The organism is Limnothrix sp. FACHB-406, assembly GCF_014698235.1.
In the GTDB taxonomy this organism is placed as follows: Bacteria; Cyanobacteriota; Cyanobacteriia; order CACIAM-69d; family CACIAM-69d; genus CACIAM-69d.
This window is the reverse complement of the sequence record NZ_JACJSP010000012.1, coordinates 93,241-118,575: the sequence shown is the minus strand read 5'-3', so window position 1 is coordinate 118,575 and position 25,335 is coordinate 93,241. Positions and strand designations below refer to the sequence as shown.

Sequence of the window (25,335 nt, the reverse complement as noted above, 5' to 3'; positions counted from 1 at the left end):
CGCCGTAATGATGTTCCCTACGAAAGCTTACCCCCTGAATAGTTATGCAAGGACTGACTGGATTTTTGGCTGTGTCTGTGGTCAACTATGCGATCGGCCTGCTTGTGGCCTGGCTGCGCCGTCTGGTGCATCATCCATCGTTTCACCCGTTGGTGGGTGCAATTTTTGATGTTCTCGATCCCTATGTCACCGGATTTGTGTTGATTGCAATCCTGGCCGTTGTGAATGGGTCACTCCTGAGACGGTTTGGGCTTTGGGGTTTAGGTGCAATCTCAATCAGCATTTGGGGGTTCTTTCTCGCCTGGATGGCCAACCAAGTCAGCGACTATCACGCTTGGCTAGCCATCCAGTCGCCCAAGGCTCCTGATGTTCTAAAAACACCCCTTTCATGGTGGTCACAGTCCGGGGAGAAAGAGGTCATTGGCTGGCACAACCGCCGCACCGGAGATTCAGTGCCGATGCCTTTGTGGGTGGCGCGTTCTCTGCAATTGGCGATCGGTTCCCTAGCGGTTGGCTTCAGCAGCACCAGCAACGACGATTAGGCGATCGCTAAGATATGGCCGCGCATGTCAACGTCAATTCTAATATTTTTCTGTGTGAGAAAAATCAAGAAAGACGTGATCTAAGAACCGGATTCAACGCTCTGTTTACCGACCGGAATGAGATAAATTGCGCCGGAGATTATGGTTAGGGCCACAGAGACCCAAAAGAGACCGATCGCCCAAAGGGAGTAAGCATCCATCACTGGGGCTAACAACAGGGCGATCGCGGCGATTTGGCTGACGGTTTTCAGTTTGCCCCAGAGGTTTGCCCCCGAAATGCTGGTTTGGTTCACGCGCCAACCGGCGATCGTCAGCTCCCGCGCCAAAATCACAAAAACGCCCCAAGCCGGAATCCGCCCCAGCTCCACCAACAGAAGCAAGGGAGCCAAAACCAGCAACTTATCGACCAACGGATCCAAAAATTTGCCCAAGTCTGTCACTTGGTTCAGCTTGCGGGCCAAGTATCCATCCAGCCAGTCTGTGCCCGCCGCCAACAGAAACACACCCAATGCCCACCAGCGATCGGCTGTGGTGGGTTCGCCGCTGAGCCACCACAACAATAGGGGCACTGCTGCCAACCGCGACACGGTGATCCAAGTGGGCAAATTCACGGCTGTTTCTCCAACGCTTGAACAATACTTGTAGCGCGATCGGGCTGGGAAGGCTAGCGATCGCGCCCAAAGTCAGCCCGAAATCAGTTCAGAATTGATGATTCATGGAGTGGTGATTTTGAGTGATGGTTTTGAGGTAATCCTGAGCCGCTTTTGAGATCTTCAGGAGGGCGATCGGGGTTGATTGCAGTCTATTCAAACGTTAAGGGCTGCAAGTCGATTGACTTGCGATAAATGAGGTTCGAGGCATATTCCAGATAGCGTGTGGCGGCGGTTTCTAGGCGATCAATGCTGGTTTTCATTTGGGCAATGTCGCTCGGTGTGGGTTGACAGGTCTTGCTCCGCACACAGTTGGTGACTCGGAGGGTGGATCGTTCCGCGATCGCGAAAAAGCCCGCTAAACTTTTGGGATTTTGCAAGTTAGGATCTTGGGTCTCATTGCCGGTGCGTAACAGCTCTTTCATACCCGGAGCCAAGAGTAAGTTGGCTTTGCTTTGGTGCAATGGTAAGTCCATGTACCACTTGTTACGGCCCTCTTTAAAGGCAGTCCAAACCTTCTCTAATTCCTCGGGGTTGGCCGGCGTGGCTCCTGACAGTAATAGCTCCAGTTCGCGCAAGTTCCAAAGATGAAGGCTCACGGAAGTTGAAAGCCTTTCTATGAATTTTTGGGCTTCGTCCAGTTGGCGTTTTTCGTATTCAAACTGGGATTGTCTTCGCCAATTTTGATCTTGATACCATTGGGTGAGCAATCCACCGACTAGGGTGGTCAGCACAAAACCAATGATGAGGCGCGATAGATCAGAGTTTAATGATTGCCAAACTTTTTCGCGATCCATAATGAAGGATTGATTGGGTCATGAATTCGATGATTTGATGATTCATTGATCAATCATGGGGCGATTAATCGTCATCAATGATCGTTATCAATCATTGATCGTGTGAATCGTGTGATTAGATTGCATGGTTCAATCGTGCGATTAGATCGTGTGATTCAAAATGGCCTGCTGACGGGCAACGGTGAGCAGACCATCGGCCAGGCTGGCTCCATTCACTCCCAAAATCGATCGATCCTGAACGGCTTGAATGCCCGCTTGGGCGTGCCACCAGGCGGCTGTGGCGGCCCAATAGCCCCAATCGGTGAGGGTGGTGGGGCGGGCTTGGGCCACCAATCCCCCCAGCAACCCAGCCAAAACATCACCACTCCCGCCCCGAGCCAGGCCGGGAGTGCTTTCGGGTACTATCCAGCTTTGGCCGCCGGGTTCGGCCACCACGGTGCGGGCCCCTTTCAACAGGACGATCGCCCCGGTTTGCTGGGCCGCCCGCTGGGCTAGTTCCAGTCGATCGCTGGTTTGGGCGACCAAGTTGGGAAACAGCCGCTGAAATTCTCCCCAGTGGGGGGTGAGGACAACGGGGCCTTGGCGATCGCGCCAACCCAGTTGGGCCAGGGCGTTTAACCCATCTGCATCCAGCACGAGGGGCCGATCGCTCTCCCAAACCGCTTGGACAATCGGGGTGGCTTCTCGGGTGAGGCCACAACCACAGGCGATCGCGTCGTAGCGAGCGAGATCCAAATCAACGCGGGCAATTTTGCCCATATCCGTTTCGGGACAGGCCACCACGAGGGCTTCGGGAATTTGGGCCACCAACCAAGGCTTCAGACTGGCGGGCACGGCGACGGTTAACATGCCCACGCCGCTCGATCGGGCCCCCAAGGCGGCCAGGAACGCGGCCCCCATATAAACAGCGGAACCCGCCACCACTAGCAAGTGACCTTGCTCGTATTTGTGGGTGGCGGGCGATCGGTTGAGGGGTAATTGGGCGAGGTGGGCGGTGATTCGGTTCAGTTGGGGGTCTGGGCCCAGGATGGCTTGAATGTCGGCTAGGGGCAGGTCAAAGTCAATCAGTTCCGCTTGGCCGACCCAATCCAGGGCCCGATCGAGCAGAAGGCCCCGTTTCCAAAGGCCCAAACAGAGGGTGAGGGTCGATCGAATCGCTTTGCCCAGGACTGCGCCGCTGTCGGTGTGGAGGCCGGAGGGGAGGTCAATGCTCACGATCGGTTTGCCGCTGTTGTTCACCTGATCGATCGCTTCGGCCAAGGATCCCTCGATCGGCCGTTCCAAACCAAAGCCAAACAACCCATCCACCAGCCAATCGGCCGCCAAAACGGGGGCTAGATCAGGGCTGACCTCAATACCCAAGCTGGCGGCGTATTGGGCATGGCGATCGGTCAGTTCCTTGCGCTGCTCAAAGGGGAGGTAAACGGCAACTTGATAGCCGCGCAGGTGTAGCTCCCGGGCCACCACCAGGGCATCACCGCCGTTGTGGCCGGGGCCGGCCAAAATTCCCACCCGCGGCCCTTGGGCGATCGATCGCCATGCCATGACTCGCTGGGTAATGAGTCCGGCCACTTTTTCCATCAAGGCTGCGACGGGCATTCCCGCCGCAAACACCCGAGACTCGATCGCCTGCATTTGGGCCGCCGTGACGACGTAGCGATCGCGCATCCCCCCCATTGGCCCCTTTGACGGTTGCACACCAAGTCTCCTCAAAACCATGCCTCCTCAAAACCACGGAGCAGGGACTGGCCAACCCAGCCAGACCCGATCGTACAGGATTGAGAGGCTAGGGATAGCTCAGTGGCTCAATCCTGTCGATGAATGGCTTTGCTGCAAAAAATTGGCCCCATCGGGTATTTTGCGCCACAAATCTCGGTTTTAGTGGCTAATTTTGGCGTTGAGTCCTTGTGGACGGCGCTAGCGGCTGATGGTCGGGGCCATTGCTAGATTAGCGATCGCTGGCCTGTTGCGCCTCTTTAATCATGTCTACCAAAACATGATGGGCGGCCTTTGCATCGGCCAAAGGTGCTTTGAATTCGATGCGCAGGGGCTGGAGATGGCCGTCCACTTCCACGGCTAAGTCCATGCCAGCCGCGTCGATCGACCGCATTCGGGCGCTGGTGGCCGTCGTGATCTGGCCGAAATATTGGGCATAGACCAACACCGCGTCGGCGTGGTCATCGTTCATGTGTTTACAGATTCGATCGCTCACTTGGGCCGTGAACGGATTTTCGGGGGCTGCGGTTGCCGAGTCGCTCATGGGTCTGGATGGTTTGAAATCGATTTTGCTGTTTTGGGGTTACGAAAGCCGGTTGGAGTTGGGATGCAACCCAGGCGAAATATTGGGCGCGATCGTTAGCGGATCTTGGGAGCAAGAGGCTTAAGCCCCTTGTCTTTGTCCTCGTTAAGGCTTTTCCTATTCAACCATTTCGGCCACCACGTCCCGGAGGGTTTGGGCCAGCGCTCGGGGTTGCCAGCCCAGCTCTTGACGGGCTTTGGTGGCATCCACTCGCACACAGCGATCGTAGATGTAGCGAACACGCTCGCGGCTGAGGGGTGGTTGCCAACGAAATAACCGCCCGATCGGGTCGAGAATTGCCCCCAAAATTCGCACCAACCAGGCGGGCACTTCCTTGGGGGGAGGGATTTCAGCCGTCTCGCCCACCATCCGAAACATTTCCCGCGTGGGGCATTCTCCAGCCGAGAGGATATACCAGCCGCCCGGTGTGCCCCGTTCGGCCGCCAAGATCATGCCCGCCACCAGGTCATCCACATGCACAATCCCGGTGGGGCGATCGCCCCCGACCCAAAAGGGCAATTTCCCGCGTAGAAATTGGCGCAGGACGGGGCCAAAGTGTGGATCATCGCCACCAAAAATGCCGGAGGGCATGACGCTGATGGTGTCCAGACCGTTTTGGGCCGCGCGATCGACCAGCACTTGGGCTTCATATTTGGTGTGGTCGTAGGCGGAATCAAACTGAGCCTGCACCCGCTGGAATGTTTCGTCCACCACTTGACCAAAGGTGTGGCCAAACACCCCGATCGTGCTGCAATAAACCAACCGCTTCACCCCAGCGGCCTGGGCTGCCGCCAGTACTTGGCGGGTTCCTTCCACGTTGGTTTGCCACATTTTTTCGCTGTCCACCAGGCCCAATTCCACATAGGCCGCCGTGTGAAACACCCAGTCCGCTTCGGCCATCCCTTGGGCCAGGGCAGCGGGCTGCTGAAGATCGCCTTCAATGATTTCAATGGGCAGGCCGGCCAGGCGCGATCGATCCGCCCGGGGCCGCACCAGGGCCACCACCCGATCGCCCCGTTTCACCAGGGCCCGCACCAAATGAGACCCGGTAAATCCCGTTGCACCGGTCACGAATACCCGCACGATCGCCCCCTGCTGTCCTAGCCCAATGGTGTGGATTTGCGGTTTTCGAGCCACAGGGACACGGCCACCACTAGCCCGATCGCCAGCAGCGCCACCCAAGTGAACTGACTAGCCCAGCTCATCAGGGTTTCCAAGGACACCAGCCGCCCGCAGAAGTAGGCCGCTGTGACCGTGACTCCGGCCCAAACGGCGGCCCCGGCTGCGTTATAGGCCAAAAATTTGCCATAGGGCATTTCCACCAAGCCCGCCATGGGGCCCGCAAAAATCCGCAGCAGAGCCACGAACCGGCCCCAAAACACGGCCTTACCGGCGTTGTTGCTAAATTGCTCGCGAGCGCCTTCCAGCTTCTCTTCACCAATTCGGAAGAGTTTGCCCAGCCGCACCAACAGCGACCAACCGCCCCAGCGGCCCAGCCAGTAGCCCAGGTTGTCGCCCAAAATTGCGCCGCCGATGGCCGTTCCCAGAACGCCGCCATAGCTCAATTCGCCACTGCCCGCCAAAAAACCGCCCACAAGGGTGATGGTTTCGCCCGGCAGGGGGATACCGGCGTTTTCCAGGGCAATTCCCAGGAATACGGCCCAGTAGCCATATTCTTGCGCGAGCGCTTCGATAGTTTCGAGCGTAATCAGCTCGGGAATCAAAGCGAGCATGGAGGAGGATAGGGGTGGTGTAAAACTTTGTTAACTCATTCTAAACGGCGGGTTGGCGATCGCGGCCATGGAGTGACGAAGTTTTGGGTGGTTGGGGCGAATCCACACCCGATCGCCCGGGGCCGGCAATTCAAAATAGCCAGTGATAGCCAGTTCAAGACAGCCAATTCAGGACAGCAACCGACGAATGGAACCAGCGCATTACTCGGAACGGGATTTGGAACAGGATTCGGAGCCTCGGGGGACGCGATCGCCCCGGCCCTATTTGGATGCGATCGCCTATGGCCAGGCCCTGAGCGCTTTGGTGATTACCTGTGTGGATTTGTTGTTCTGCGAGGGCGATCGACGGCTTTTGGGCTTTCGACGACGGCCGCCCCGGGTGGGTTGGTGGTTGGTGGGTGGGCGAATGTTTCCCGGCGAAAGTCCCCAGCACACCGCCATCCGCAAGGCGAAGGAGGAAGCTGGCCTAGAAATTTTGCCCAGCCAGTTGCAGTGGATTGGGGCCTATTCCACGGAATTTGCGGAGCGATCGCAACCCCCGGCCGAGGAAGGGTTACACAGCGTGAATCTGACCTTTGCCGTGAGGCTGACGGCAACCCAGGCGGCCCAGGTGCAACTCAGCGAGGATGAATATTCCGAATGGGCTTGGGTGCGATCGAGTGAGTTGCCCCAGTGGGTGACGGGCCAGGGCCCGATGGATGAAGCTCTATTGGCGATCGGGCGGGCTTGCGATCAGTTGAGCAAGTGAAGCGTCTGATCGAGATTTCGATTCACTTCGATCAACATGATTTCGATCAATATTTCGATCAATGCCTCGATCAATATTAATTATTGATTAATTTATTGAAGTCCATTCCAATTGCCGACCTTGATCGGAATCCCCAACGTGATCCAGAGAGCAATCCAGCGAGCAATCCGAACCATCATCCAACGTCGCTCGGGGCGATCGGCAGGACGACGCTGGCCATTGGGGGCGATCGTCCTGGGGCTGATCCTCTGGTTGGGGGCCAGCAGTCCCCTGAATGCTCAGGCTCCTGCGGCGGCTGGCTCGACCCTGGAAACCAACTGGGCCAATAGCTTCATTCAGCCTTGGGCTGCTCCTTGGGTGGGAGCTGAGGCCGATCGCCCCCAAGCCGCATGGATTGAATTTGATGGGCGGCCAGTATTCCAGATTGCGGCTCCCCCCAAGGAGTTGGCTCGGCGGACTGCCACCATCACCACCCAGCTACAGGGAGCGGGCGATCGCTTCCTCAGCGACCCCAAGGGATCGTTGGCGGTCACGATCGAACTCAGCGCGTCTGCCCCCGCTGCGGCTCCCAATTCCAATGCGGCGGTTCCCGGCTCGGGGTCGGCTCCCGCCGTTGTTGCTCCGGCGACCCCGGCTGCGCCCTTGCCCACTACGGCCTTGCCTGCTACGGCCTTGGTTGATGCGCCTCGAATTTTGGTCAATGGTCGCTACATCATGACGGTGACGGCCCTGGATGCGGGAACCCAGCTCACCCAGCCCCGAATCTATGCCACTTCCGTGAAAACGGCCATTGAGGAATCTTTGCAACAGGCCCGGGCTGATCGACAACCGACGGCCTTGGGGCAACAGGTGCGATCGAGCTTGGCCATTTGGTTAGTAGCCTTGGGGGCCCATCTGATGTTGGGTTGGGGTCTGCAACGGCTCGATCGACTCAGCCACAGCACCCCGCCCGTTGACCCGAAACCCAACGACAGTTTTCCCCTGGCCGCTTGGTTGCAACGCCAGCGCCGAGACCATTGGCTGGCGATCGGGCGGATTCTGATTCAAATTGCCCAGCCTTCCGTATGGGCCACCGCCAGTTTGTGGGTGTTGGGTAACTTTCCCGCCACCCGCTGGCTCCAGGCCCGAATCTTTGATGCCCTTGAGGCCTACCTCAAGCTGGGTTTGGCCACCCTGGTCACCTACATTGCAATTTTGTTGAGTTACATCGCTGTCGATCGGGCAACGGCGATCCTCACGGCCGGAACCCAAATTGCTCCCCGCACTCGCCCCCGTTTGCAACAGCGCGTCCTCACCCTATCCAGCATCCTCAAAAGTTTCCTGACCGTGTTGCTGGTCATTTTGGGGGCGATCGTTGGCCTGGCTGGCATTGGCGTAGATGTGGGGCCACTGATTGCCGGGGCGGGGTTAATTGGGGTGGCCCTGTCGCTGGCTTCCCAAAACCTGATTAAGGATGCGATTAACGGGTTTTTGATTTTGGCGGAGGATCAATTTTCCGTGGGCGACGCGATCGCGGTGGGCAACCTGACCGGGCGGGTGGAGGCGCTCACCCTGCGGGTCACGAAGCTGCGGGATGCAGAACAGCGGCTGATTGTGATTCCCAACAGCGAAATCCGTACGGTGGCCAACCTGTCCAACCACTATTCCCAAGCGGATTTGCGAATCCCGATCGCCTATGGAGCCGACTTGGATCAAGCCCTGGCGATTTTGAATCAGCTCAGTGATGATTTGGCGGCGGATCCGCAGTGGTCAGAAATTTTGCTCGATCGTCCCCAAGTGCTGGGGATTGATGAGTTTTCCGCCAGTGGTTCCATGGTGCGGGTTTGGATTCGCACCACTCCCTTGCAACAGTGGGGCGCGGCCCGAGAATTTCGGCGGCGCGTGGCAATTGCCTTTAATGCGGCCCAAATTGGCCTGATGGGTCAAACCGATCCACCTGCTCCAATTGTGCCTTTGGAAATGGAGGACAATGGGGCGCGCGATCGGGCAGAGGAGCGCGACAATGCGGAGCGTGACACCCTGGCCCAGCAGTCCCAGTCCCGAAACCCAGACCCCACAACCACCACAACCAAATCACCAAAGTCCGACAGTAACGGCCAGGGCACGCACCATGCCCATGCTTCCCGCGATCAGGATGGCGGCGACCCGGCCCCGATTGCGGATGGAATGACCGCTTCCGCGCCCAATCCGGGAGCTGATCTGGATGCGGGCCCGATCGACCCGTCGGCCAAAACCAGTTAGGCCCCCGTGCCTAGGGACTTGTGCCAGTCTGATTGAGACAGGTCTTGTCCGTATTGGTTGTACTTGAATAGGTTGCAATAATTACCCTTGCCCCCGTGCGATCGTCTCTGATAGGCGATCGCTTCTTTTTTGCACCCATTTGCATCCCGCCAAGCCAGGTTCCCTCCGCCGCAATCCTGTTGTGGGCCAGAGTTTAGGCCTAGTTGCGAACGTCACCCTAAACGGCTATAGAACTGTTAGGCAACTGTGAAGCTTTCGTAGTAGACAATTTGGGCAGCTAGAACCCAGATTTGACGAAACAAGGTTTATTTAGGAAGGAAAAGCTGCTTTCTGAAATAAAAAGAGGGGAGCTAATCGAGATTAGCTTCCCCAAACTACAGGTTCTTGATACCTGCTATACCATTTCAATTATTGACATAATGATGGCCACTTTGCCGAATCATCCCGCAGTTAGTAACATTTTGAAGCCAAGCAAAATCAGAATCGCACCGCCCACAATCTCTACCTTGCCCACGTGGGAGTAGAGTCGGCAGCCAAAGGACTTCCCTAAAAAGACCCCCGCCAAGCAGACTGCAAAGGTGATGAGGCCAATCACGCCGGCCACTTGCAAGATGGGCGTGTTTACCACCGTCAGCCCCACACCTGCCGCCAGAGCATCGATGCTCGTGGCGATCGCGAGGCCCGTGAGCATTCTAGTGTCAGCGGGGTTGCAGGCTTGCTCGCTGGGGTTGTCGTCATCATTACCCAGGGCTTCGCGAATGGTCTTGGCCCCGATCGCCACCAACAACAAGAAGGCAATCCACTGATCGTAGGCTTCAATGGTCGATCGCCAGGTCAGGCTCAGACCCCAACCCAAGATCGGCATCAACATTTGAAACCCACCAAAAAACAGAGCAATTTTGATGGCTTTGTGCCAGCGAGCATACTTCATGGATAAGCCGCTGGAAACAGAGACCGCGAAGGCATCTGCTGATAGTCCTAGCCCTAAAGAAGCTGCCGTTAAAATGTCCATGGCGGTTGTTGGGGAATTGAGTTGAGTTGGGTATCAGGGATGTTTATAAAAATGCTTGATTCTTCATCAGAGATCATTCATCAATCATAAAATCGGAAATTTTTATCTCTGTTCTGAAACAGTGTCATTATAGACAAACTTTTGATTTCTTTGTTTCATATTCAATTCATTTTTATTGGTCTATTTTTAATTCATTTTTAATTCATTTTTTCTGATTCAAGTTTGCTTCAGTGGGCTGATAAAATTAAGTCCATTAGAAAAAGATTTTGAGCAAGATAATCATGCTTTTCTTCTTCAGATTAATAATGTCTCTTAATTTCAATTAGAGAACTAGATTAGAAAATGAACTGGCAGAGCATTTCAAGCAATTATGGCGTGATTTAACCTGTTATGGTAGTAGTGCGATAATTTTTAAGATCAGCAGTGATGAATTTATATTGATTAAAAAATGAAATAATAATGAATAGAAAATGAATTAAACTTGAATCTTAAGTTAAAATTTTGAACCCTATCTCCTGTAATTTCTTGAGGGATTGCAAGTGCTCCAAAATGCTATTGGGGTGTTCTCTTGATCCTTAACCTTGCCTCTCAGCGAGTGATGATTTTTTATCGTTACGCAGCCCATTCCACAACTCATTTCTTCTGGAATTCCTTAAACTATTGGAACGGCATTCAACCAGTGAGATGGTTTTGCACGACAATCTTTTTCAGTTAGTCAGGATGACTTGAGAGGAAAATTCATGGCCAAGGCTCAGCCCTATCAACCTTCGTTATTGCGGTTTTTGCATGGCATCAGTGCCAGCTTGGGGATTGGGGCGATTGTGACGGCGGCCCTGACCTACAACACTTACGATGGCCGGTGGGGACGGTTGCCGTTGCCCCCGATCGCGGACATTGAAGGCTTGCACGGCACATTCGGTCTGTTTTTCCTGGTGATGTTGTTGCCGCTGGCGCTATACAGCTTTTATTTGGGTGCTCATCGGTTGCTTTCGATCGCGGCGCTGCGACAACTGGGCAATCAACAGGCGGGCCAAGCCAAGCGATCGCTCCATCGCCTGGCGAATACGTTGATGTTGTTGGCGGCAGGGCTGGCGGTGGTTTCCGGCCGACAAATTAAGGAGGAATGGCTGCCGGCCGGGGAATTTCACCATGTTTGGTATTCCGTACATTTGGCGGCTTGGGTGGTGATGGTGTTGTGTTTGGGGCTGCATGTGGCGGCGGCGTTGCGATCGGGTGGTTGGCCCCTGATTCGATCGATGTTGAGCTGGCAGGTGCGATCGAGCGATCGGCCCCAAGCTTGGTGGTCACAAGTTCAAGGCATTTGGCGACGTTAAGCCGTTTCTTTTGAGGAGAGGAAGCGCTGAGAAATTCGGTATTAAACGAGGGACAAAGGGTCTAGGGCCTGTCGTCAAATTACCTGAAACCCTGATTCCACCGTTGGCAGATCGGGGGAGACAAGGGGCTTAAGCCCCTTGTTATGACAGACCCTAAACACCTTATCTGCTTGTATTTGGGGCATGGGCGATTCAAGGGTCGGGTTTGGGATGGCATAGACCGCAATTTTGTATCGCAACTTCTAGTTTCTGGAGTGCCTTGGGGCTAACTGGCGGCGAGGTCAGGCTCCGTTGGGGGGATAGGTCTGTTTTGGGGCTGGTTCTGACGGGTCTGTTTTGATGGATTTACCAAAAATCATTTTTGAGTTTTTAACAAGTTGACAATCTGAATGTTTATGTTCTTATGAATTTATATTTTGAAATTCTTGAGACGTTGTGAATTCATTAATTCAAATTCTTTTATTCTTGAGTGGCTGAATGGTTGACCAGCGAGCAAGATGGTGAGTGAAGCGGTAGAATTCGCCTGTGGTCTGGGATGTGGGCAAAACCGGTGGCAAGCACAACGATCGCGATCGTGAATCCCAAAGGGGGCGTGGGCAAAACCACAACGGTGCTTTGTTTGGCGGAACTGTTGGCGGCTCGATCGCCTGTGGAATCGCCCGTGGTGATGGTGGACTTGGATCCCCAAGCACACCTAACGGCCCTGTTGAGAGCGACGGATTCACCCTCGATCGCGACAACGTTGCAAGGACAGGGGGCGATCGGCGATCGACTAGTGGCGGCGGGCGATCGGGGATGGCTGTTGCCGGGTGGTTTGGATTTGGAGTCGGCGGCGGTGGCCTTGGCTCGATCGCCCGAAGGGTTGTTGCGGCTGCGTCAGGCCCTGGCGCAATCTTGGCCACTGCTGGGCAAGCTTGATGAGCAACAACCCAAACCATTTTTGGCAACCTCTCCCGCCCAAACCCAAAGCCCTCTGGTGTTGCTGGACTGTCCGCCGGGACTGGGGTTTTGGACGCTGAGTGCGTTAGCGGCGGCGGATGGGTTGTTGATTCCGGTACAATGCCAACCCTTGGCCTTGCGCAGTTTGTTGGCTCTGATGGAAACGGTGGCCAGTGTGCGATCGCAGCTCAATCCCAATTTGCGGGTTGTGGGGGTGTTGCCCACCATGAGCGAACGACGGGCCCCTTGGTGTGATCAGGTGTTGGCGGGATTGCAAGATTGGGCCCTGGCCAGCCGAGGCGCGATCGCCCTGTTCCCGCCCATTCCTCGATCGGCTTGTTTCCCCAAGCTCACGGTCGATGGAAAATTGTTGCGATCGGGACTTGCTCGCCAACGCCGATCGGTTGTGTTGCAGGGTTATGAAGCGATCGCGACGGTTTTGGTCGATCGTCCCTCACCCACCAATCCAACCTGATCGATCGCTGCTACTCATCTCCTCGATGGATGCTGCAACTGATCGACTGATTAACGAATAGACCAATCAACTGATCGACTGATTGATCTGATCAATTCCCCTGATTTTCCCCATCTACTTCTCGGTTCAAATCCCCAACTCTGCAATCCACCATGTCTTCAGAACCCACGGCCGGCGATCAGTTGTTAGCGCAATATCTGCAACCCACGGAATCCGAGACGGATTCGCTGCCGCCCGCACCCAAGGGCCAAGCGGCCAGTTTGCGCCGGGCTACTTTTCAAGTGCGGGAGTCGGTGCTGGACGAACTCGATCGCTTCCATTTGGAACTGCAATTGGCCCTGGGCAAAAGCAACGCCCCCTATAAGGAAACGATTGTGGAAGCGGCGATCGTTCATCTCCTGAACCAAGCCAAGGAAGATGGGGGGCAATGGATTGAACGATTGCAACAATGGCAGCAAAGCCGGCTGCGATCGCGCCGCTAGCGCCGTTACTTGTCACTGATCGATCGAGGGGAGATCGGGCGGGGCCACTTGGGGTTGTTCCTGGCCCCAGCGATCGAGCCACCGCAATCCTCCGTAGCCCAGCAAGGCCCCAAGGCCGTAGTGGACAAAATCCCACCAGTCGAAGTAGCTGCCAAAAATAATTTGCCCTAGGAAGGTGGCGCGAATCGCTTGCAACATCGGTGGATGCCACAGTTGCAGTAGTTCAATCCCGATCGCGATCGCCATCACCCAAGCACTTAGCACCCCAGCCGATCGCCGGGGCCACAGCCAACGGGCCACCCCAATCAGAAAAATCATCACCAACACATCGCCCAGGTGATGTTGCACCCAACTTTCCAAGGGGCCGTGATAGCGCTTGGTTCCCAACCCGAGGGCCGTGAGTATCCCCAGAATGCCGGCCAATAGCCAACGATTTTGGCGACGATTTTGGGGTCTAGAAGCGGTTGGAGTCGCCATCGAAGGGTTTGGGTCACGTAATGGGGTTTCGACCCCCAATTTAGCGTTCTTGAATGCAAGATTAGTTTAGTAATCTTGCATTAAGATGGCTGATTGCTGCCCTTTTTGGGGTTGCTGACCGTTGCCCAAGCTTTTGACCTGATCGCGCCGCTAACCGAGATGCCAAAATAGCGCGGCGGAGTTTTGGTACAGAGTCATGGGTTCGGCAACGGTAATCGGGGTAGATTTGGGCGGCACGGCCATCAAGTTGGGACGATATATGGCCACGGGTGATTGCTTGGCTTCGTTGGTGATTGATACTCCCCAGCCGGCCACACCCACAGCAGTCACGGAGGCGATCGCCGCCGCCATTCAGCAACTCGACCCCGATCGAGGAGCGATCGCGATCGGGATTGGCACGCCGGGCCCCGCCGATGCGGCCGGCCGAATTGCTCGAGTCGCCATCAACCTAGAAGGCTGGCACGATGTGCCCTTAGCCGATTGGATGGAAGCGGCCACGGGCCGATCGACCATTTTGGCCAACGATGCCAACTGCGCTGGCTTAGGAGAAGCCTGGTTAGGGGCCGGTCGCCAATTCCAAGACCTGCTGGTGTTGACCCTGGGCACGGGCGTAGGCGGAGCCGTCATTTTGGGGGGCGAACTGTTCGCGGGCCGCACCGGAGCCGCCGGGGAATTGGGTCTGATTACCCTCAATCCCGATGGGCCCCCTTGCAACAGCGGCAATCAAGGATCATTGGAGCAATACACCTCCGTGCAGGCGGTGCGGCGGCGCACGGGTCTGGAACCTCACCAGGTGGCGGCCAAGGCCGCGGCGGGCGATCTAGAGGCGATCGCCTTTTGGGCCGCCTACGGCCGAGACTTGGGAGCCGGATTAGCCAGCCTAATCTACATTTTCACACCCGAAGCCGTGGTGATTGGCGGTGGCATCAGCGCCGGGGCCCAGTGGTTTTTCCCGGCCATGGAAGCGGAAGTGAACCGGCGGGTGCTGCCCTCCTCCCGGGAAGGATTGCAAATTGTGGTGGCGGAATTGGGCAATCAGGCAGGCATGGCCGGAGCGGCCCGGTTGGCTTGGCAGCGATTGGCCCTCTAGAGTGCGTCGATCGGGGCGATCGGGTCGGGTGAATCAAAAGCGTCCGGATTCGACCCTGCCAGCCAGAAGAGCAAAGTGGGGATACGACCGCCGGGCCTTGGCTAGACACCGCAAGCCCAGGGTGGTTGTGCTGGCTCAGGTCAATCGCTTGGCCCCCTGATTTGCTGTTTTTTGATCGCTTGATTGACGATCCCAGGTCGTTCCTATGCCGCCGCGCGTCACGCTGAACCCCCATCTCAGCCTCGATCGCCTGCGCGATCGCTACCGTCAAGCCAAGGAAGCCACCGAGGCCCGCCGATGGCACCTGCTCTATTTAATTGCCCAAGGCTGGACCATTACCCAAGCGGCCCGAGTGGTGGACTTGAGCTATGACTATGCCAAGGAGTTGGTTCGTCGCTATAACCAACTGGGCCCCAATGCGATCGACCGGCGACCCAGCCAACGCCATCGATCGGCTCGATCGCTCCTGACCACGGAGCAACAACAGGAATTAGCGCAATTGCTGGATCAACCGGCTCCCGACGGGGGCCCTTGGTCGGGGCCCAAGGTGGCCCAATGGATTGCCGAACGCACCGGGCGCGATCGGGTCTGGCCCCAGCGGGGTTGGGAATATTTGCAACGACTCCAAGAGGGGAAACCGAGCAACCACCGCACCAACGGGAAGCAACATTAACGAACAACACCAACAGAGAGGTTAATCAACAGTTGTTAATCGGGTTGAACCAGCGACGCTAAAAACGCTTCCCATTGGGCAATTTCAGCAGGATCCGCCTGAGTTTGCTGTTTCCAAGCCAAAATTCCCTCCGCCCCTTGCCGGGCCGCCGCCAATCGTCCCAACGCCCGATCGGCATAACACCGAAACTCCAGCGCCATAATTTGCAATTGCGGATCCTGGTTTTCTAGCCCAAAACCATTCACATCGGCGCAATGCTCATCCAGCGCCTCCCAAGCGCCGTGATATTTTTCCCAATACAAAACCCAATACCAAACCGTGCGAAATCGCTCGGCATCCCGTAAATACTCCGTGGCCACGTTCATGGCATGGGCAAAGCGATCGATCGCTTCCTCCAGCAAAGACAAATGCCCCAACGTATTGCCATAGGCCAGATAGAAATCAAAAATTTCCGCCGTTTCCAACTGCCCGGCCATACCCCGATCAAGTGATTGGAAAATTGCCTGAGCCGCTGCATAGTTCCGCAGGCTCATTAGGCAATAGGCCTTGCGCAGTTCCACCAGCGCCAAAAATGGTCCGGTCACCACCCCTGAAGGTTGGTTGCCCAGGTCTGCAAACACCGCTTCATATTGGGCAAGGGCGCTGGCAATGTCTCCTTCGCCGGCCAACCGGGCTGCCTCATTGAAGCGATCGAGACAAACCTGAGGAACAACCTGAGAAACACCAAAAGATGCGGGATCGGCCATGAACCAACCTCAAAAACAAGCGCCATCGCCCAGCATAACAACAGCGCGATCGCCTGGTAATTTCCGGTGCGATCGCGCTGTGAGGGTTCATCAACAGCTTGTTTTATGGTCTTGAACGTCTCGTGGTGGGTTGCAATGACAGAGGGCGATCGGGAATCGATCGCCCCCTACACCTAAGAATCCAATTGGAACCTAGAAACTGACGAATTCACCAGCCTACGAACCAATGATGCCGCCGTCCTTCTTGCGAATCACCAGCGTGCAATCGCGAGGAATCCGACCGCTACCTTGGGGCGCTGGGAAATTGGTCTTCGCCGGGTTCCCATCCCCAGGGTGTTGCAGATTCACAAACATCGTGCGGCGATCGGGCGTAACCGTAATGCCCGTCACCTCACAGTCCGTAACCCCCGTCAACAGGCGGCGAATATCACCCGTTTCCAGGTTGGCCACCAACAACTGATCATTCAGGCCCTTCTTCTGAGCACCATCGGTTTCAATGAACAGACGGCCATCGGGATCCGCCCACAGACCATCGGGACTGCTGAACGTGCGCTCATCGCCGTTGCCGTGGGTATCCTTCGCCAGGATGAAAATATCCCAAGTGAAGCTAGTGCCCGTGTAATCATCGCTGTCGCGCCAACTGATGATGTGGCCATCGGGGTTGGGGCCCAAGGGATTCGCCGCATTCACCTGCGTGTCTTTGCGCTGGGTGTTGTTGGTCAGGGTGCAATAAACCCGCCCATTCGCCGCAGCCGTAATCCACTCGGGGCGATCCATCGGCGTTGCTCCCAGGGCATCCGCCGCCAACCGGGCATAGGTCAACACTTCCGCCTGATCGCTGAATTTGCCGCGCAGGGCCGGGTTGCTGATGTTTAGCTCCAGCCAACTGCCCGTGCCGTTGTCATTGAACTTGGCCACATAGAGCTTGCCTTCGTCCAAGGGGCTGACCCCACGGGCCCGCATCGATCGCCAGTTGTCCGCCGAAACGAACTTGTAGATGTAGTCAAAGCGCTCGTCGTCGCCCATGTAGACCACAATCCGGCCGCCGCGACCTTCCACCACTTCAGCCCCTTCATGCTTAATCCGACCCAAGGCGGTGCGCTTGACGGGGGTTTGGTTGGGGTTCATGGGGTCAATTTCCACTACCCAACCGAAGCGGTTTTCTTCATTGGCATGTTCAGCGCTGGCCAGGTCAAAACGCTTATCAAACAGTTCCCAGCCATAACCAGCACCAGCCGCCGCAAAGCCGTAACGCTTTTGGGCGTTGGTCGTTTTCCAAGTGCCCGTTTTGGTTTGGGCGTTGTAGGTGCTGTCGCCAAAGTAGCCGTTGAAGTTTTCTTCGCAGGTCAGGTAAGTGCCCCAAGGGGTTTTACCGTTGGCGCAGTTGTTCAGGGTTCCCAAGGGCGGGTTACCGGCAGCGGTGCGCAGCAGGGGGCTGTTGGCAGCGGGGCCGCTGAAGGTGACGGGGGTGTTCACATGGATCCGGCGCGATCGGGGGCTGGGCACTGCTTGCCACTTGGCTCCCCGTACCCGCCGAATTTCCACCACCGAAACCCCATGGGCGTGCTGTGAAACCCGCACATCTTCCAGGCTGGTGGGCAAGTTTTTGCCAATGACGTGGCTGTTGGTTCCGTACTCGTGGTTAATGGCCAACATCCCATTGTCATTGCCTTGATCCAACGGGAAATACCACATCCCATCGTGGCCAATACCGATTTGCTGGGCCTGTTCGGCCGAGCTGGGGCGACGGTTGGGATCCCCATTGTAGTTGGGGCCTTGGCCGGGGCCCTGCAAGGGACTGCCCCAAGGAATCAGAATGTCGTACTCATAGGCGGAGGAGATGGCCGGCACCGGGCCCGAGCCTGCCGCAGCAGGGACGATCGGGAAGTCCACCAATTTCCGCGCTTGGGCCAACAATTCCCCACCGGCCAGACCGGCTTCGGGGTTAGCTCCCGTGGCCGCTGCGGCTCCTTGGGCCAGCAGTTTGTCGCCAGCCAGGGCCGCTAAAAAGCCGCTGGCTCCCAACATGGCGCTGCGGGCCAAGAGGTTTCGGCGGGACAAGCGGGCGCGCAAAATGTCTTCAAAGGGGCGGTTGTTCGATCGATTGCTGATGCCGTTGTCGTGAATCACGGGTCTTCTCCTAGTCCTGGCGATGCGAGTGGTGGAAACAGGCTGATGAAGGGGCTGAGGCCGCTGTCTTCGCCGCTGTCCTAATCGAGGTCGCTGAGATAGTCCTGAGCTTGCGATCGCGTCATTTGACCCGTATCCCAAGCCTGATCAATGGTTGCGCCGCGACCACCCACACCCCGAGGGCCCGTTTCCGGTTGCCCCGACTGCGTTGGGTTAGCCGGTTGCGCCGCCACCACAGAATCAGGCGGCTCCGCTGGCTGAGGATCCGGCCGTTGCAGCAAGCGACCGGACGCATAATATTGCGTCCAGGCGCTGACCCGTGGGTTTTGTTGCCACTGCGATCGGGTAACACTCACCGTCAAAATGGGCACTAAATTTCCATGGCGATTGCCCAACACCACAACCTGAACCATCGAAAGGGCCGGTTTTTGCTGAAATTCCCGCGCGATCGCCGCTTGGGCCATCCGTTCGGCTTGGGCCACTAAATCGCGCTGTTCGGTCAGGGTATAAATCGGCAATTCGAGAGTTAGGTTGGGGGGGTTGGCCAGGGCCGGCTGATCAATCAAAGTCAGTCCGCTCCCAAAGTTCCAAGGCCCGATCGCGACGGGATTCAGAACAGCCATGCAAACTGAGGCCAATGCAAACCTAGCCAAGCTCATAAATTCAGCGACGCACGAGACCCATTTGCCAAGAAACCAACATCCACCATGTCGGCTTCCGCAAAGAGCCATAGACGCTCTTTACGCTAGGTTTATTCAGTAAAGACAGGGTTAAGTGGAAACTGGATTTTGATTAACTTTTGGGATCTTTTGCCCTTAAGAAACCTTAATTCTTTAAATTGTCTTTTTGAAAAAAACCAAAATCAACTCATTTTGAGATCTTGCATTTTTCAATCTTTTAGAAAATTTTTAGCAGTTACCAAGCTGTTAAGGAAAAATCAAGAACTAAAAGCTTAGAAAGTTAGAATTTTTAAAATCTACGGATTTACAGATATTCAATTAACCCCCCCCAAAAAAATTTCCAAGAAAAAAGGGCAGACCTTTGGCCTTGCCCCTTTTAAAAAAACTAAGATTGATACGCGACTTGCTCAACCAATCAGCAAGGACAAGGCTCTCAGACCCCTTGCCCCCTCAACTGCTGGTGCTTGGCAAGTGCTGCCCGACAGCTTCTAAGCCAGGGCTGGCAGCGCCACCCGCAGATGGGGATAGAGCGGGAAGCGATCGCACAGGGCTGCCACCCGATCGCGGCAGGCATCTTCAACTGACGCATCGGCCGCGTTGATCAACCGCTCGGCGATGATGTCACCGATTTCCGTGAATTCCGCCGCACCCATGCCGCGCGTGGTCATGGCCGGCGAACCCAACCGGATGCCGCTGGTCACAAAGGGCGATTGGGGATCGAAGGGCACGGTGTTCTTGTTGGCGGTGATGTTGATTTCACCCAATAGGCGATCGGCTTCCTTGCCGGTCATCTCGATCGAGCGCAGATCCACCAGCACTAAGTGGTTATCCGTGCCGCCAGACACCAGCTTCAGACCACGCGCCTGCAACTGAGCACCCATAGCCTGGGCATTGGTAATCACCTGGGCAGCGTAGGTCTTGAAGTCCGGGCGCAGGGCTTCCCCAAAGGCTACGGCCTTGGCAGCAATCACATGCTCCAGGGGGCCGCCTTGGCTGCCGGGGAACACCGACTTATCAAACTTCTTGCCCAACTCCTCATCGCGGCACAGGATCAAGCCACCGCGAGGGCCGCGCAGGGTCTTGTGGGTGGTGGTGGTCACCACATCGCAGTAGGGTAGGGGGTTGGGATGCAGGCCAGCGGCCACCAACCCGGCGATGTGGGCGATGTCCGCCATCAGGTATGCGCCCACTTCGTCGGCGATCGCCCGGAATTGGGCAAAGTCGATCGTCCGAGGATAGGCGGAATAGCCACAAATAATCAGCTTGGGCTTGTGTTCGATCGCCAGCTTGCGGATCAGGTCAAAGTCCAGTTGCTCGGTCTCGGGACTCACGCCGTACTGCACCACGTTGAACCACTTACCGGACACATTTACCGGCGAACCGTGGGTCAAGTGGCCACCATGGGACAAGTCCATGCCCATGATCGTGTCGCCCGGTTGCAGCAGGGTCAGGAACACGGCGAAGTTGGCTTGCGCGCCCGAGTGGGGTTGCACGTTGGCCCAAGCCGCGCCGAACAGTTCCTTAACGCGATCGATCGCCAACTGCTCCACCCGATCGACGAATTCACAGCCGCCGTAGTAGCGCTTGGCGGGCAGGCCTTCTGCATATTTGTTGGTCAGCACCGAGCCTTGGGCCGCCATCACCGCCGCCGAGGTGAAGTTTTCGCTGGCAATCAGTTCCAGGTGGTCGCGCTGGCGCTGTAACTCGAGACCGATAATTTCGGCCACGAGGGGATCGGATTCGGCCAAAAAATCCAGGTTCGTGCGAGTCACGATGTCAGTTTCCTTGCTTGTTGCGTGGGGGTTGAAAGGGCTGGGGCGAGTGAGGGTCGCGCGATCGATCTGGCTCGGGTTTCGGGTTGCGAGCGCGATCAGCTAACTGTGGCGAAAACACCCCAAGCCAATCATCATACGGCCGATTGGACGGCGGGGCGATCGATCCATAATGGAATCAAAAATGCAATCAGCAGTTTCATCAGCCCAGACGGGGGGCGATCGATCATGGTGACGTGGAAATCTTTAAGTGAGCAAGCCGAACAACTGTCCTGGCGCGATCGGCTGATGTTGATCTGGCAACTGGTGCGATCGTTGGGCAGGCGATCGGCTCAAGCCCAATCATCAGAAACGCAATCAGCTTGGGATGCTTTTCAACCATTTGTGGGTGTTGTTGATGGGCCTGAAGACCTATCAACAAATCCCGCCTACCTAGAAGGTTATGGTGAGCCTCGTTCCAAATTAAGCACTCACCTTGATCAGGATCATCAGTCATGACTGATTTGGCAGCAATGATGCAGCCATGATTCAGGGTTAGTTCGTATCCCCGATCGCCACGAAGGCCGCCCAGTTTTGGGGCCCGGGATATTGCTCCCGCACCTGCAACATGGCCGATCGCAACGCCACCGCCGGATCACTGCCCGCTGCTCGCTCTGCATAGAACGCTTGCATCATCAGCGCCGTGGGTTCGTCCGGCACTTTCCAGAGACTCGCCACCACCGTCGGCACACCGGCCTTGAGAAACGCCCGTGCCAAACCGATCACCCCTTCACCGCTGACGGTTCCTCGGCCCGTGTCGCAAGCACTCAGCACCGCTAGCCGCGCTTGCAAGTTGCGATCGAAAATTTCCGCGATCGTCAATCGCCCGTCCTCATTGCCGCCGGGAACCAGAGCCAACCAACTTTCCAACCCGCCATCAACCGTTCTGGGCACAACCCCATGGGTCGCAAAATGCAGCAGACCCGCGCGATCGATCCGTTCTTTCACCTGCGATTCGGTGGCTTGGGCCCCAATTAAAGGCGTGGCATTCAGGATTTGGGCGATCGCCCGGGCCTCCGCCTCTGCGCCCTGCAACGGGTTCAAATTGTCCGGCATCGGATTGGGATTTCCCACAACCAGTGCCGGGCCGTTGCTGGTTTGGGGACGGCGGGCCGCTTCCGCCAACACCGACACCGAAGGCGCAAAGGCCAGAGTGTGGCGATCGATCAAAAATTTGCCCGACTCATCCCGCAGGGCCGCAAAGGGAACCACCGCCAATTCACGATGGGGAATGATGATCAATTTGCTGCCCGTTTCTGTGGGTAATAAATCAGCGATCGGCTTGATCAACAGGTCATAGCCTTGTCGTAAATCTGTGGGATTTTCAGTAATCCGTTCGTTGCCCGTTCCTCGTAATTGATTCGCAAGATCACTCAGGCCTTGATCATTGCCCCGCATACTGATTAATCGCAGGGTAACCGCACTGTTTCGCAAAGCTTCAGCCGTTTGACCCAGACCTTTTGCGGATTCGGGTAAGGGAACTTTCCGAAAGGCGATCGCCCCCTGAGGCGGAATCACCCAAATATATAGCTCTCCCCAAACGGCGGAATAGTGAATAATTGTGCCCTTTTGCTGTTGGGCGATCGACTGCATTTCAGCAGCCGTAAGAGATGAATTTTTAGATTCAGGATTAGACTGCAAAAAGGAAAGTAGGGAGCGGGCCCGACCACGATCGGCAACGACAACCCCTTCAGTCGCTTGATTCATGGCGATCAAGGTTTGTTGCAAAGCTTGATAAACATTTTGTTGGGTTTCTAGAAGTGAGGTGCGATCGCGATCGTTCTGGCCCAAATCAGCTTGAATTGCTTCCAACAGATCTAAGCTGGACTGCAACGCTTTGGCGGATTCTGCCAAGCGATTGGTATAGAAATTGGCAAAACCAAGATTGCTGAATGTCATGGCTGCCACCTCGCGATCTCCAATGGCTCGGGCGATCGCCAAGGACTGTTCGTAATATTCAATGGCACGCTGATATTGATTAAGAGCGTGGTAAGCCATTCCGAGGACAGTCAGGGAGTAAGCGACTCCTGATTGGTTGCCAATTTTGCGTTTAATCGCTAAGGATTGTTCGTGATAGGTAATGGCGCGTTGATATTGCCCAAGGTCATAGTAACTGTTGCCCAAGCTGCTCAAAACCACGGCTTCACTTTCTTGATCGCCGATCGCCCGCTGAATGGCTAAGGCTTGCTCGTAATAATTAATCGCTTGCTGATGCTGACCCAGATTGTTATAAATATTGCCTAAATGATTTAGAGAAATGGCTTCTCCGTTGCGATCACCAATTTCGCGCTTAATCGCCAGGGCTTGTTCTTGATAATCAATCGATCGTTGCTGCTGACCGAGAGAATTGTAAATTTGACCAAGATTACTTAGAGAAATAGCTTCTCCGTTGCGATCGCCAATTTCGCGCTTAATCGCCAGGGCTTGTTCTTGATAATTGATCGATCGCTGATATTGACCCAGTAGATTGTAAATAGTGCCAAGACTACCGAGTGAAATCGCTTCTCCCTGGCGATCACTCAATTGGCGATTGAGGACTAACGATTGCTCATAATAATCAAGGGCACGCTGATAGCTTCCCAAGGATTGGTAGGCTAATCCCAAACTTCCCAGAGTTGCAGAAATTCCTCGTTGATTGCCGATCTCGCGGTCAATTTCTAGGGCTTGTTCGTAATAGGTAATGGCACGTTGATATTGTCCCAAACGGTTATAGACATTGCCCAAACTGCCGAGGGAATCGGCCAGACCGGATTGATTGCCCAGTTGACGCTCGATCGCCAGAGATTGTTCGTAATAGGTAATGGCGCGTTGATAGTCTCCGAGGGATTGATAAGCATTGCCCAGGTTATGGATTGACTGGGCGACTCCCTGGAGATTGCCCCGTTGGCGATCGAGCGCTAGGGACTGCTCGTGATACTCGATGGCGCGTTGGTATTGACCCAAAGCATTATAGGCATTGCCCAAATTACCGAGAGCCGATGCTTCCCCGCTCTGAGACCGAAGGGCGCGATAAATCTGTAGTGCGGCTTCCCAGGACTGAAGGGCCGCCCGAAACTGACCGGTTCGGTATTGTTGAATTCCCTGTTGCAACAGCCGATCGGCCGCTGGTTTGGAGGGCAAATCCGTAGGCGACTGGGCGGGTTGTGCCGATCGAACCGGCTGGGGCAGGGCGATCGCGGGGATTGCGCCCAACAGCCACACCAACCCGCCCAACCAGAGTCCACGCATAGCTCAATTCACCCCGAACGGGATTGATCGTCCTGCAACCCACCATAGCCTTGTCGATCGCCCAGCGTCCTGCCTTTGCAGATTAGATGACGCTTGGCCTGGTTCGATCGGTCAAATAGTTATTGTTTGGGCCCATTCCGCCTCAAGGATTTCGACCATCAACCCTCCCCGATCGCCCCCTGACTGTGGGCCAAACACCACTGAAAAACCCGATGCAAACAACCCAAAACGATCGGCCAACTCCCGATCGCGTAGGGAGCAGATTCATAAACCTGTTGATCCGGATCTAAGCGATAAAACCGCCAAGTTTCGCCATTAGTCACAATGCCAAACACCGGGATTTCTTGACCCACCTGGCGATTGTTCCACAGGCAAGCCGCCATTTCCACCAAACATTGCGCCAACCCCTGCTCAAAATCATCCTTCTTCGCCTCCACAATGCAGAGATAGGGGCGATCAAGATAATCCTTGCGATCGGTCATTAAATAATCCACATTGCCCGTCAGATCATCACTGCTGAGGGCGGCTCCCTTCCAAATTTTCAGCGCCGAATTAGGGTAAAGCGCTTCCTCACAAACCGCATCAATCAACAACTCCTTAGACTTTTCATAGGCACGAAGATCAAACGTTTGTTGCAGTCGATCGAGCCGTTGCAGAAAAAATTGGCTCGGTTCCTTCGGCACAAAATCAATCGCCCAAGGCTTGAGCATCACCAACCCTAAATGTTGATAGGCCTGAGAGAGCGTGAAACTTGAGAAGTTTTGTTTCTTGTTTTGTTTCTTGGATTGCTTCATTGTCCAAACCTCGATCGACCCCTTGCACCAACCATCATTCCATCATCCAGGTTTGGGCAGCGGTGAGAACAGTCCTGATGCCGCCAGGCGATCGCCCCCTCAACCGGTTGCAGCCGACCGTTGATTCACCCCAACCGCGATCACCCCGGCAGACCATGGCAGAATGAGAACCGGTTTTCCGTCCCAAATCGCAACCCGGTAACTGTCCTATGCCTCCCCGTTGGCCCCGTGAACCCGATCGCGCCGATCCTGAATATCGCAAACTCGACGATCGGATGACCTTTGCGACCCACGTGGCGATTTTTGCCGCCAGTAACTCGGGTCTGTGGTTTTTTGAAACCCTGAACCGGGCGAGTGATCCTTGGGCCGTTTGGGTCACCCTGGGCTGGTTGGGAGCCTTGACCCTCCATGGGGTTTATATCTTCGCGATCGCGGACTATTCCGCTTAGATGGG

General features: G+C 55.8%; 24 protein-coding genes. 10 read left to right on the top strand and 14 right to left on the bottom strand.

The features are described from left to right. The first annotated feature begins 44 nt into the window (after window positions 1-44). Entirely contained in the window at window positions 45-542 is a 498-nt protein-coding gene (locus H6G53_RS12870) for a hypothetical protein (RefSeq protein ID WP_190533505.1), read from the top strand. 80 nt (window positions 543-622) lie between these two features. On the opposite strand, the gene pgsA is transcribed toward H6G53_RS12870, so the two are convergent. From pgsA to H6G53_RS12840, 6 genes are all read right to left on the bottom strand, one after another. Then, window positions 623-1,153: a CDP-diacylglycerol--glycerol-3-phosphate 3-phosphatidyltransferase gene (gene pgsA / locus H6G53_RS12865; RefSeq protein ID WP_190533502.1), complete on the bottom strand. Its 531-nt coding sequence runs from the start codon at window positions 1,151-1,153 to the stop codon at window positions 623-625. Window positions 1,154-1,344: 191 nt separating this feature from the next. Further along, a complete protein-coding gene (locus H6G53_RS12860; protein WP_190533499.1) occupies window positions 1,345-1,926 on the bottom strand; it encodes a hypothetical protein in 582 nt (193 codons plus the stop codon). 204 nt (window positions 1,927-2,130) lie between these two features. Next, entirely contained in the window at window positions 2,131-3,666 is a 1,536-nt protein-coding gene (locus tag H6G53_RS12855) for an NAD(P)H-hydrate dehydratase (RefSeq protein ID WP_190355990.1), read from the bottom strand. 271 nt (window positions 3,667-3,937) lie between these two features. Further along, a complete protein-coding gene (locus tag H6G53_RS12850) occupies window positions 3,938-4,249 on the bottom strand; it encodes a DUF2470 domain-containing protein (RefSeq protein ID WP_190355982.1) in 312 nt (103 codons plus the stop codon). Window positions 4,250-4,405: 156 nt separating this feature from the next. After that, complete coding sequence (locus H6G53_RS12845; protein ID WP_190533549.1) at window positions 4,406-5,371, bottom strand: NAD-dependent epimerase/dehydratase family protein; 966 nt, start codon at window positions 5,369-5,371, stop codon at window positions 4,406-4,408. Window positions 5,372-5,388: 17 nt separating this feature from the next. Next, on the bottom strand, window positions 5,389-6,021 hold the full coding sequence (locus tag H6G53_RS12840) for a DedA family protein (protein WP_190355983.1): 633 nt from the start codon (window positions 6,019-6,021) through the stop codon (window positions 5,389-5,391). Between the two features lie 187 nt (window positions 6,022-6,208). On the opposite strand from H6G53_RS12840, the gene H6G53_RS12835 reads away from it, so the two are divergent. Both H6G53_RS12835 and H6G53_RS19295 read left to right on the top strand, forming a co-directional pair. Continuing rightward, complete coding sequence (locus H6G53_RS12835; RefSeq protein WP_190533496.1) at window positions 6,209-6,769, top strand: NUDIX domain-containing protein; 561 nt, start codon at window positions 6,209-6,211, stop codon at window positions 6,767-6,769. Window positions 6,770-6,907: 138 nt separating this feature from the next. Beyond that, window positions 6,908-9,010, top strand: coding sequence for a mechanosensitive ion channel family protein (locus H6G53_RS19295; RefSeq protein ID WP_190533494.1), 2,103 nt, complete (start codon window positions 6,908-6,910; stop codon window positions 9,008-9,010). Between the two features lie 439 nt (window positions 9,011-9,449). Here the strand turns inward: H6G53_RS19295 and H6G53_RS12825 are convergent, their stop codons facing one another. Beyond that, window positions 9,450-10,022 carry a manganese efflux pump MntP family protein gene (locus H6G53_RS12825; RefSeq protein WP_190533491.1) on the bottom strand — a complete coding sequence of 191 codons (573 nt, stop codon included), beginning with the start codon at window positions 10,020-10,022 and terminating at the stop codon, window positions 9,450-9,452. Between the two features lie 740 nt (window positions 10,023-10,762). Between H6G53_RS12825 and H6G53_RS12820 the strand changes: the two genes are divergently transcribed. The 3 genes from H6G53_RS12820 to H6G53_RS12810 all read left to right on the top strand — a co-directional run bounded on the left by H6G53_RS12820 (window position 10,763) and on the right by H6G53_RS12810 (window position 13,252). Continuing rightward, window positions 10,763-11,356 (top strand): cytochrome b/b6 domain-containing protein, encoded by a 594-nt coding sequence (locus H6G53_RS12820; protein ID WP_099534213.1) that lies wholly within the window; start codon window positions 10,763-10,765, stop codon window positions 11,354-11,356. 550 nt (window positions 11,357-11,906) lie between these two features. Beyond that, entirely contained in the window at window positions 11,907-12,770 is an 864-nt protein-coding gene (locus tag H6G53_RS12815; protein ID WP_190533488.1) for a ParA family protein, read from the top strand. A gap of 152 nt (window positions 12,771-12,922) precedes the next feature. Further along, entirely contained in the window at window positions 12,923-13,252 is a 330-nt protein-coding gene (locus H6G53_RS12810) for a hypothetical protein (RefSeq protein WP_190533485.1), read from the top strand. 12 nt (window positions 13,253-13,264) lie between these two features. Here H6G53_RS12810 and H6G53_RS12805 read toward each other — a convergent pair whose 3' ends face one another. Continuing rightward, window positions 13,265-13,729, bottom strand: coding sequence for a DUF2809 domain-containing protein (locus H6G53_RS12805; protein WP_190533482.1), 465 nt, complete (start codon window positions 13,727-13,729; stop codon window positions 13,265-13,267). A 196-nt stretch (window positions 13,730-13,925) separates the two neighbouring features. Here H6G53_RS12805 and H6G53_RS12800 point away from each other — a divergent pair, with 196 nt between their 5' ends. Together H6G53_RS12800 and H6G53_RS12795 are read left to right on the top strand one after the other, a co-directional pair. Then, the gene (locus H6G53_RS12800) at window positions 13,926-14,819 is read left to right on the top strand and encodes an ROK family protein (RefSeq protein WP_190533479.1); all 894 of its coding nucleotides are present in this window, start codon (window positions 13,926-13,928) and stop codon (window positions 14,817-14,819) included. Between the two features lie 205 nt (window positions 14,820-15,024). Next, window positions 15,025-15,492: a helix-turn-helix domain-containing protein gene (locus tag H6G53_RS12795; protein WP_099534218.1), complete on the top strand. Its 468-nt coding sequence runs from the start codon at window positions 15,025-15,027 to the stop codon at window positions 15,490-15,492. Between the two features lie 35 nt (window positions 15,493-15,527). Here H6G53_RS12795 and H6G53_RS12790 read toward each other — a convergent pair whose 3' ends face one another. From H6G53_RS12790 to glyA, 4 genes are all read right to left on the bottom strand, one after another. Beyond that, window positions 15,528-16,238 (bottom strand): hypothetical protein, encoded by a 711-nt coding sequence (locus tag H6G53_RS12790; RefSeq protein ID WP_190355422.1) that lies wholly within the window; start codon window positions 16,236-16,238, stop codon window positions 15,528-15,530. Between the two features lie 216 nt (window positions 16,239-16,454). After that, on the bottom strand, window positions 16,455-18,368 hold the full coding sequence (locus H6G53_RS12785; protein WP_190533476.1) for an alkaline phosphatase PhoX: 1,914 nt from the start codon (window positions 18,366-18,368) through the stop codon (window positions 16,455-16,457). 80 nt (window positions 18,369-18,448) lie between these two features. Further along, window positions 18,449-18,991: a hypothetical protein gene (locus tag H6G53_RS12780; protein WP_190355420.1), complete on the bottom strand. Its 543-nt coding sequence runs from the start codon at window positions 18,989-18,991 to the stop codon at window positions 18,449-18,451. A 545-nt stretch (window positions 18,992-19,536) separates the two neighbouring features. Then, window positions 19,537-20,820 (bottom strand): serine hydroxymethyltransferase, encoded by a 1,284-nt coding sequence (gene glyA / locus H6G53_RS12775; RefSeq protein WP_190533473.1) that lies wholly within the window; start codon window positions 20,818-20,820, stop codon window positions 19,537-19,539. 108 nt (window positions 20,821-20,928) lie between these two features. On the opposite strand from glyA, the gene H6G53_RS12770 reads away from it, so the two are divergent. Next, entirely contained in the window at window positions 20,929-21,318 is a 390-nt protein-coding gene (locus H6G53_RS12770) for a hypothetical protein (protein ID WP_190533471.1), read from the top strand. Window positions 21,319-21,354: 36 nt separating this feature from the next. Here H6G53_RS12770 and H6G53_RS12765 read toward each other — a convergent pair whose 3' ends face one another. Both H6G53_RS12765 and H6G53_RS12760 read right to left on the bottom strand, forming a co-directional pair. After that, window positions 21,355-24,087 (bottom strand): tetratricopeptide repeat protein, encoded by a 2,733-nt coding sequence (locus H6G53_RS12765; RefSeq protein WP_190533468.1) that lies wholly within the window; start codon window positions 24,085-24,087, stop codon window positions 21,355-21,357. Window positions 24,088-24,245: 158 nt separating this feature from the next. Continuing rightward, window positions 24,246-24,881, bottom strand: coding sequence for a hypothetical protein (locus H6G53_RS12760; RefSeq protein ID WP_190355414.1), 636 nt, complete (start codon window positions 24,879-24,881; stop codon window positions 24,246-24,248). A gap of 209 nt (window positions 24,882-25,090) precedes the next feature. On the opposite strand from H6G53_RS12760, the gene H6G53_RS12755 reads away from it, so the two are divergent. Beyond that, window positions 25,091-25,330: a 2TM domain-containing protein gene (locus H6G53_RS12755; RefSeq protein ID WP_099534230.1), complete on the top strand. Its 240-nt coding sequence runs from the start codon at window positions 25,091-25,093 to the stop codon at window positions 25,328-25,330. Window positions 25,331-25,335 lie beyond the last annotated feature (5 nt).

Coding starts and splice junctions, on each gene's coding strand:
- H6G53_RS12870 (WP_190533505.1), top strand. CDS start 45: ATGCAAGGACTGACTGGATTTTTGGCTGTGTCTGTGGTCAACTATGCG.
- H6G53_RS12855 (WP_190355990.1), bottom strand. CDS start 3,666: ATGGGGGGGATGCGCGATCGCTACGTCGTCACGGCGGCCCAAATGCAG.
- H6G53_RS12850 (WP_190355982.1), bottom strand. CDS start 4,249: ATGAGCGACTCGGCAACCGCAGCCCCCGAAAATCCGTTCACGGCCCAA.
- H6G53_RS12840 (WP_190355983.1), bottom strand. CDS start 6,021: ATGCTCGCTTTGATTCCCGAGCTGATTACGCTCGAAACTATCGAAGCG.
- H6G53_RS12835 (WP_190533496.1), top strand. CDS start 6,209: ATGGAACCAGCGCATTACTCGGAACGGGATTTGGAACAGGATTCGGAG.
- H6G53_RS12825 (WP_190533491.1), bottom strand. CDS start 10,022: ATGGACATTTTAACGGCAGCTTCTTTAGGGCTAGGACTATCAGCAGAT.
- H6G53_RS12820 (WP_099534213.1), top strand. CDS start 10,763: ATGGCCAAGGCTCAGCCCTATCAACCTTCGTTATTGCGGTTTTTGCAT.
- H6G53_RS12810 (WP_190533485.1), top strand. CDS start 12,923: ATGTCTTCAGAACCCACGGCCGGCGATCAGTTGTTAGCGCAATATCTG.
- H6G53_RS12805 (WP_190533482.1), bottom strand. CDS start 13,729: ATGGCGACTCCAACCGCTTCTAGACCCCAAAATCGTCGCCAAAATCGT.
- H6G53_RS12800 (WP_190533479.1), top strand. CDS start 13,926: ATGGGTTCGGCAACGGTAATCGGGGTAGATTTGGGCGGCACGGCCATC.
- H6G53_RS12795 (WP_099534218.1), top strand. CDS start 15,025: ATGCCGCCGCGCGTCACGCTGAACCCCCATCTCAGCCTCGATCGCCTG.
- H6G53_RS12790 (WP_190355422.1), bottom strand. CDS start 16,238: ATGGCCGATCCCGCATCTTTTGGTGTTTCTCAGGTTGTTCCTCAGGTT.
- H6G53_RS12780 (WP_190355420.1), bottom strand. CDS start 18,991: ATGGCTGTTCTGAATCCCGTCGCGATCGGGCCTTGGAACTTTGGGAGC.
- H6G53_RS12765 (WP_190533468.1), bottom strand. CDS start 24,087: ATGCGTGGACTCTGGTTGGGCGGGTTGGTGTGGCTGTTGGGCGCAATC.
- H6G53_RS12760 (WP_190355414.1), bottom strand. CDS start 24,881: ATGAAGCAATCCAAGAAACAAAACAAGAAACAAAACTTCTCAAGTTTC.
- H6G53_RS12755 (WP_099534230.1), top strand. CDS start 25,091: ATGCCTCCCCGTTGGCCCCGTGAACCCGATCGCGCCGATCCTGAATAT.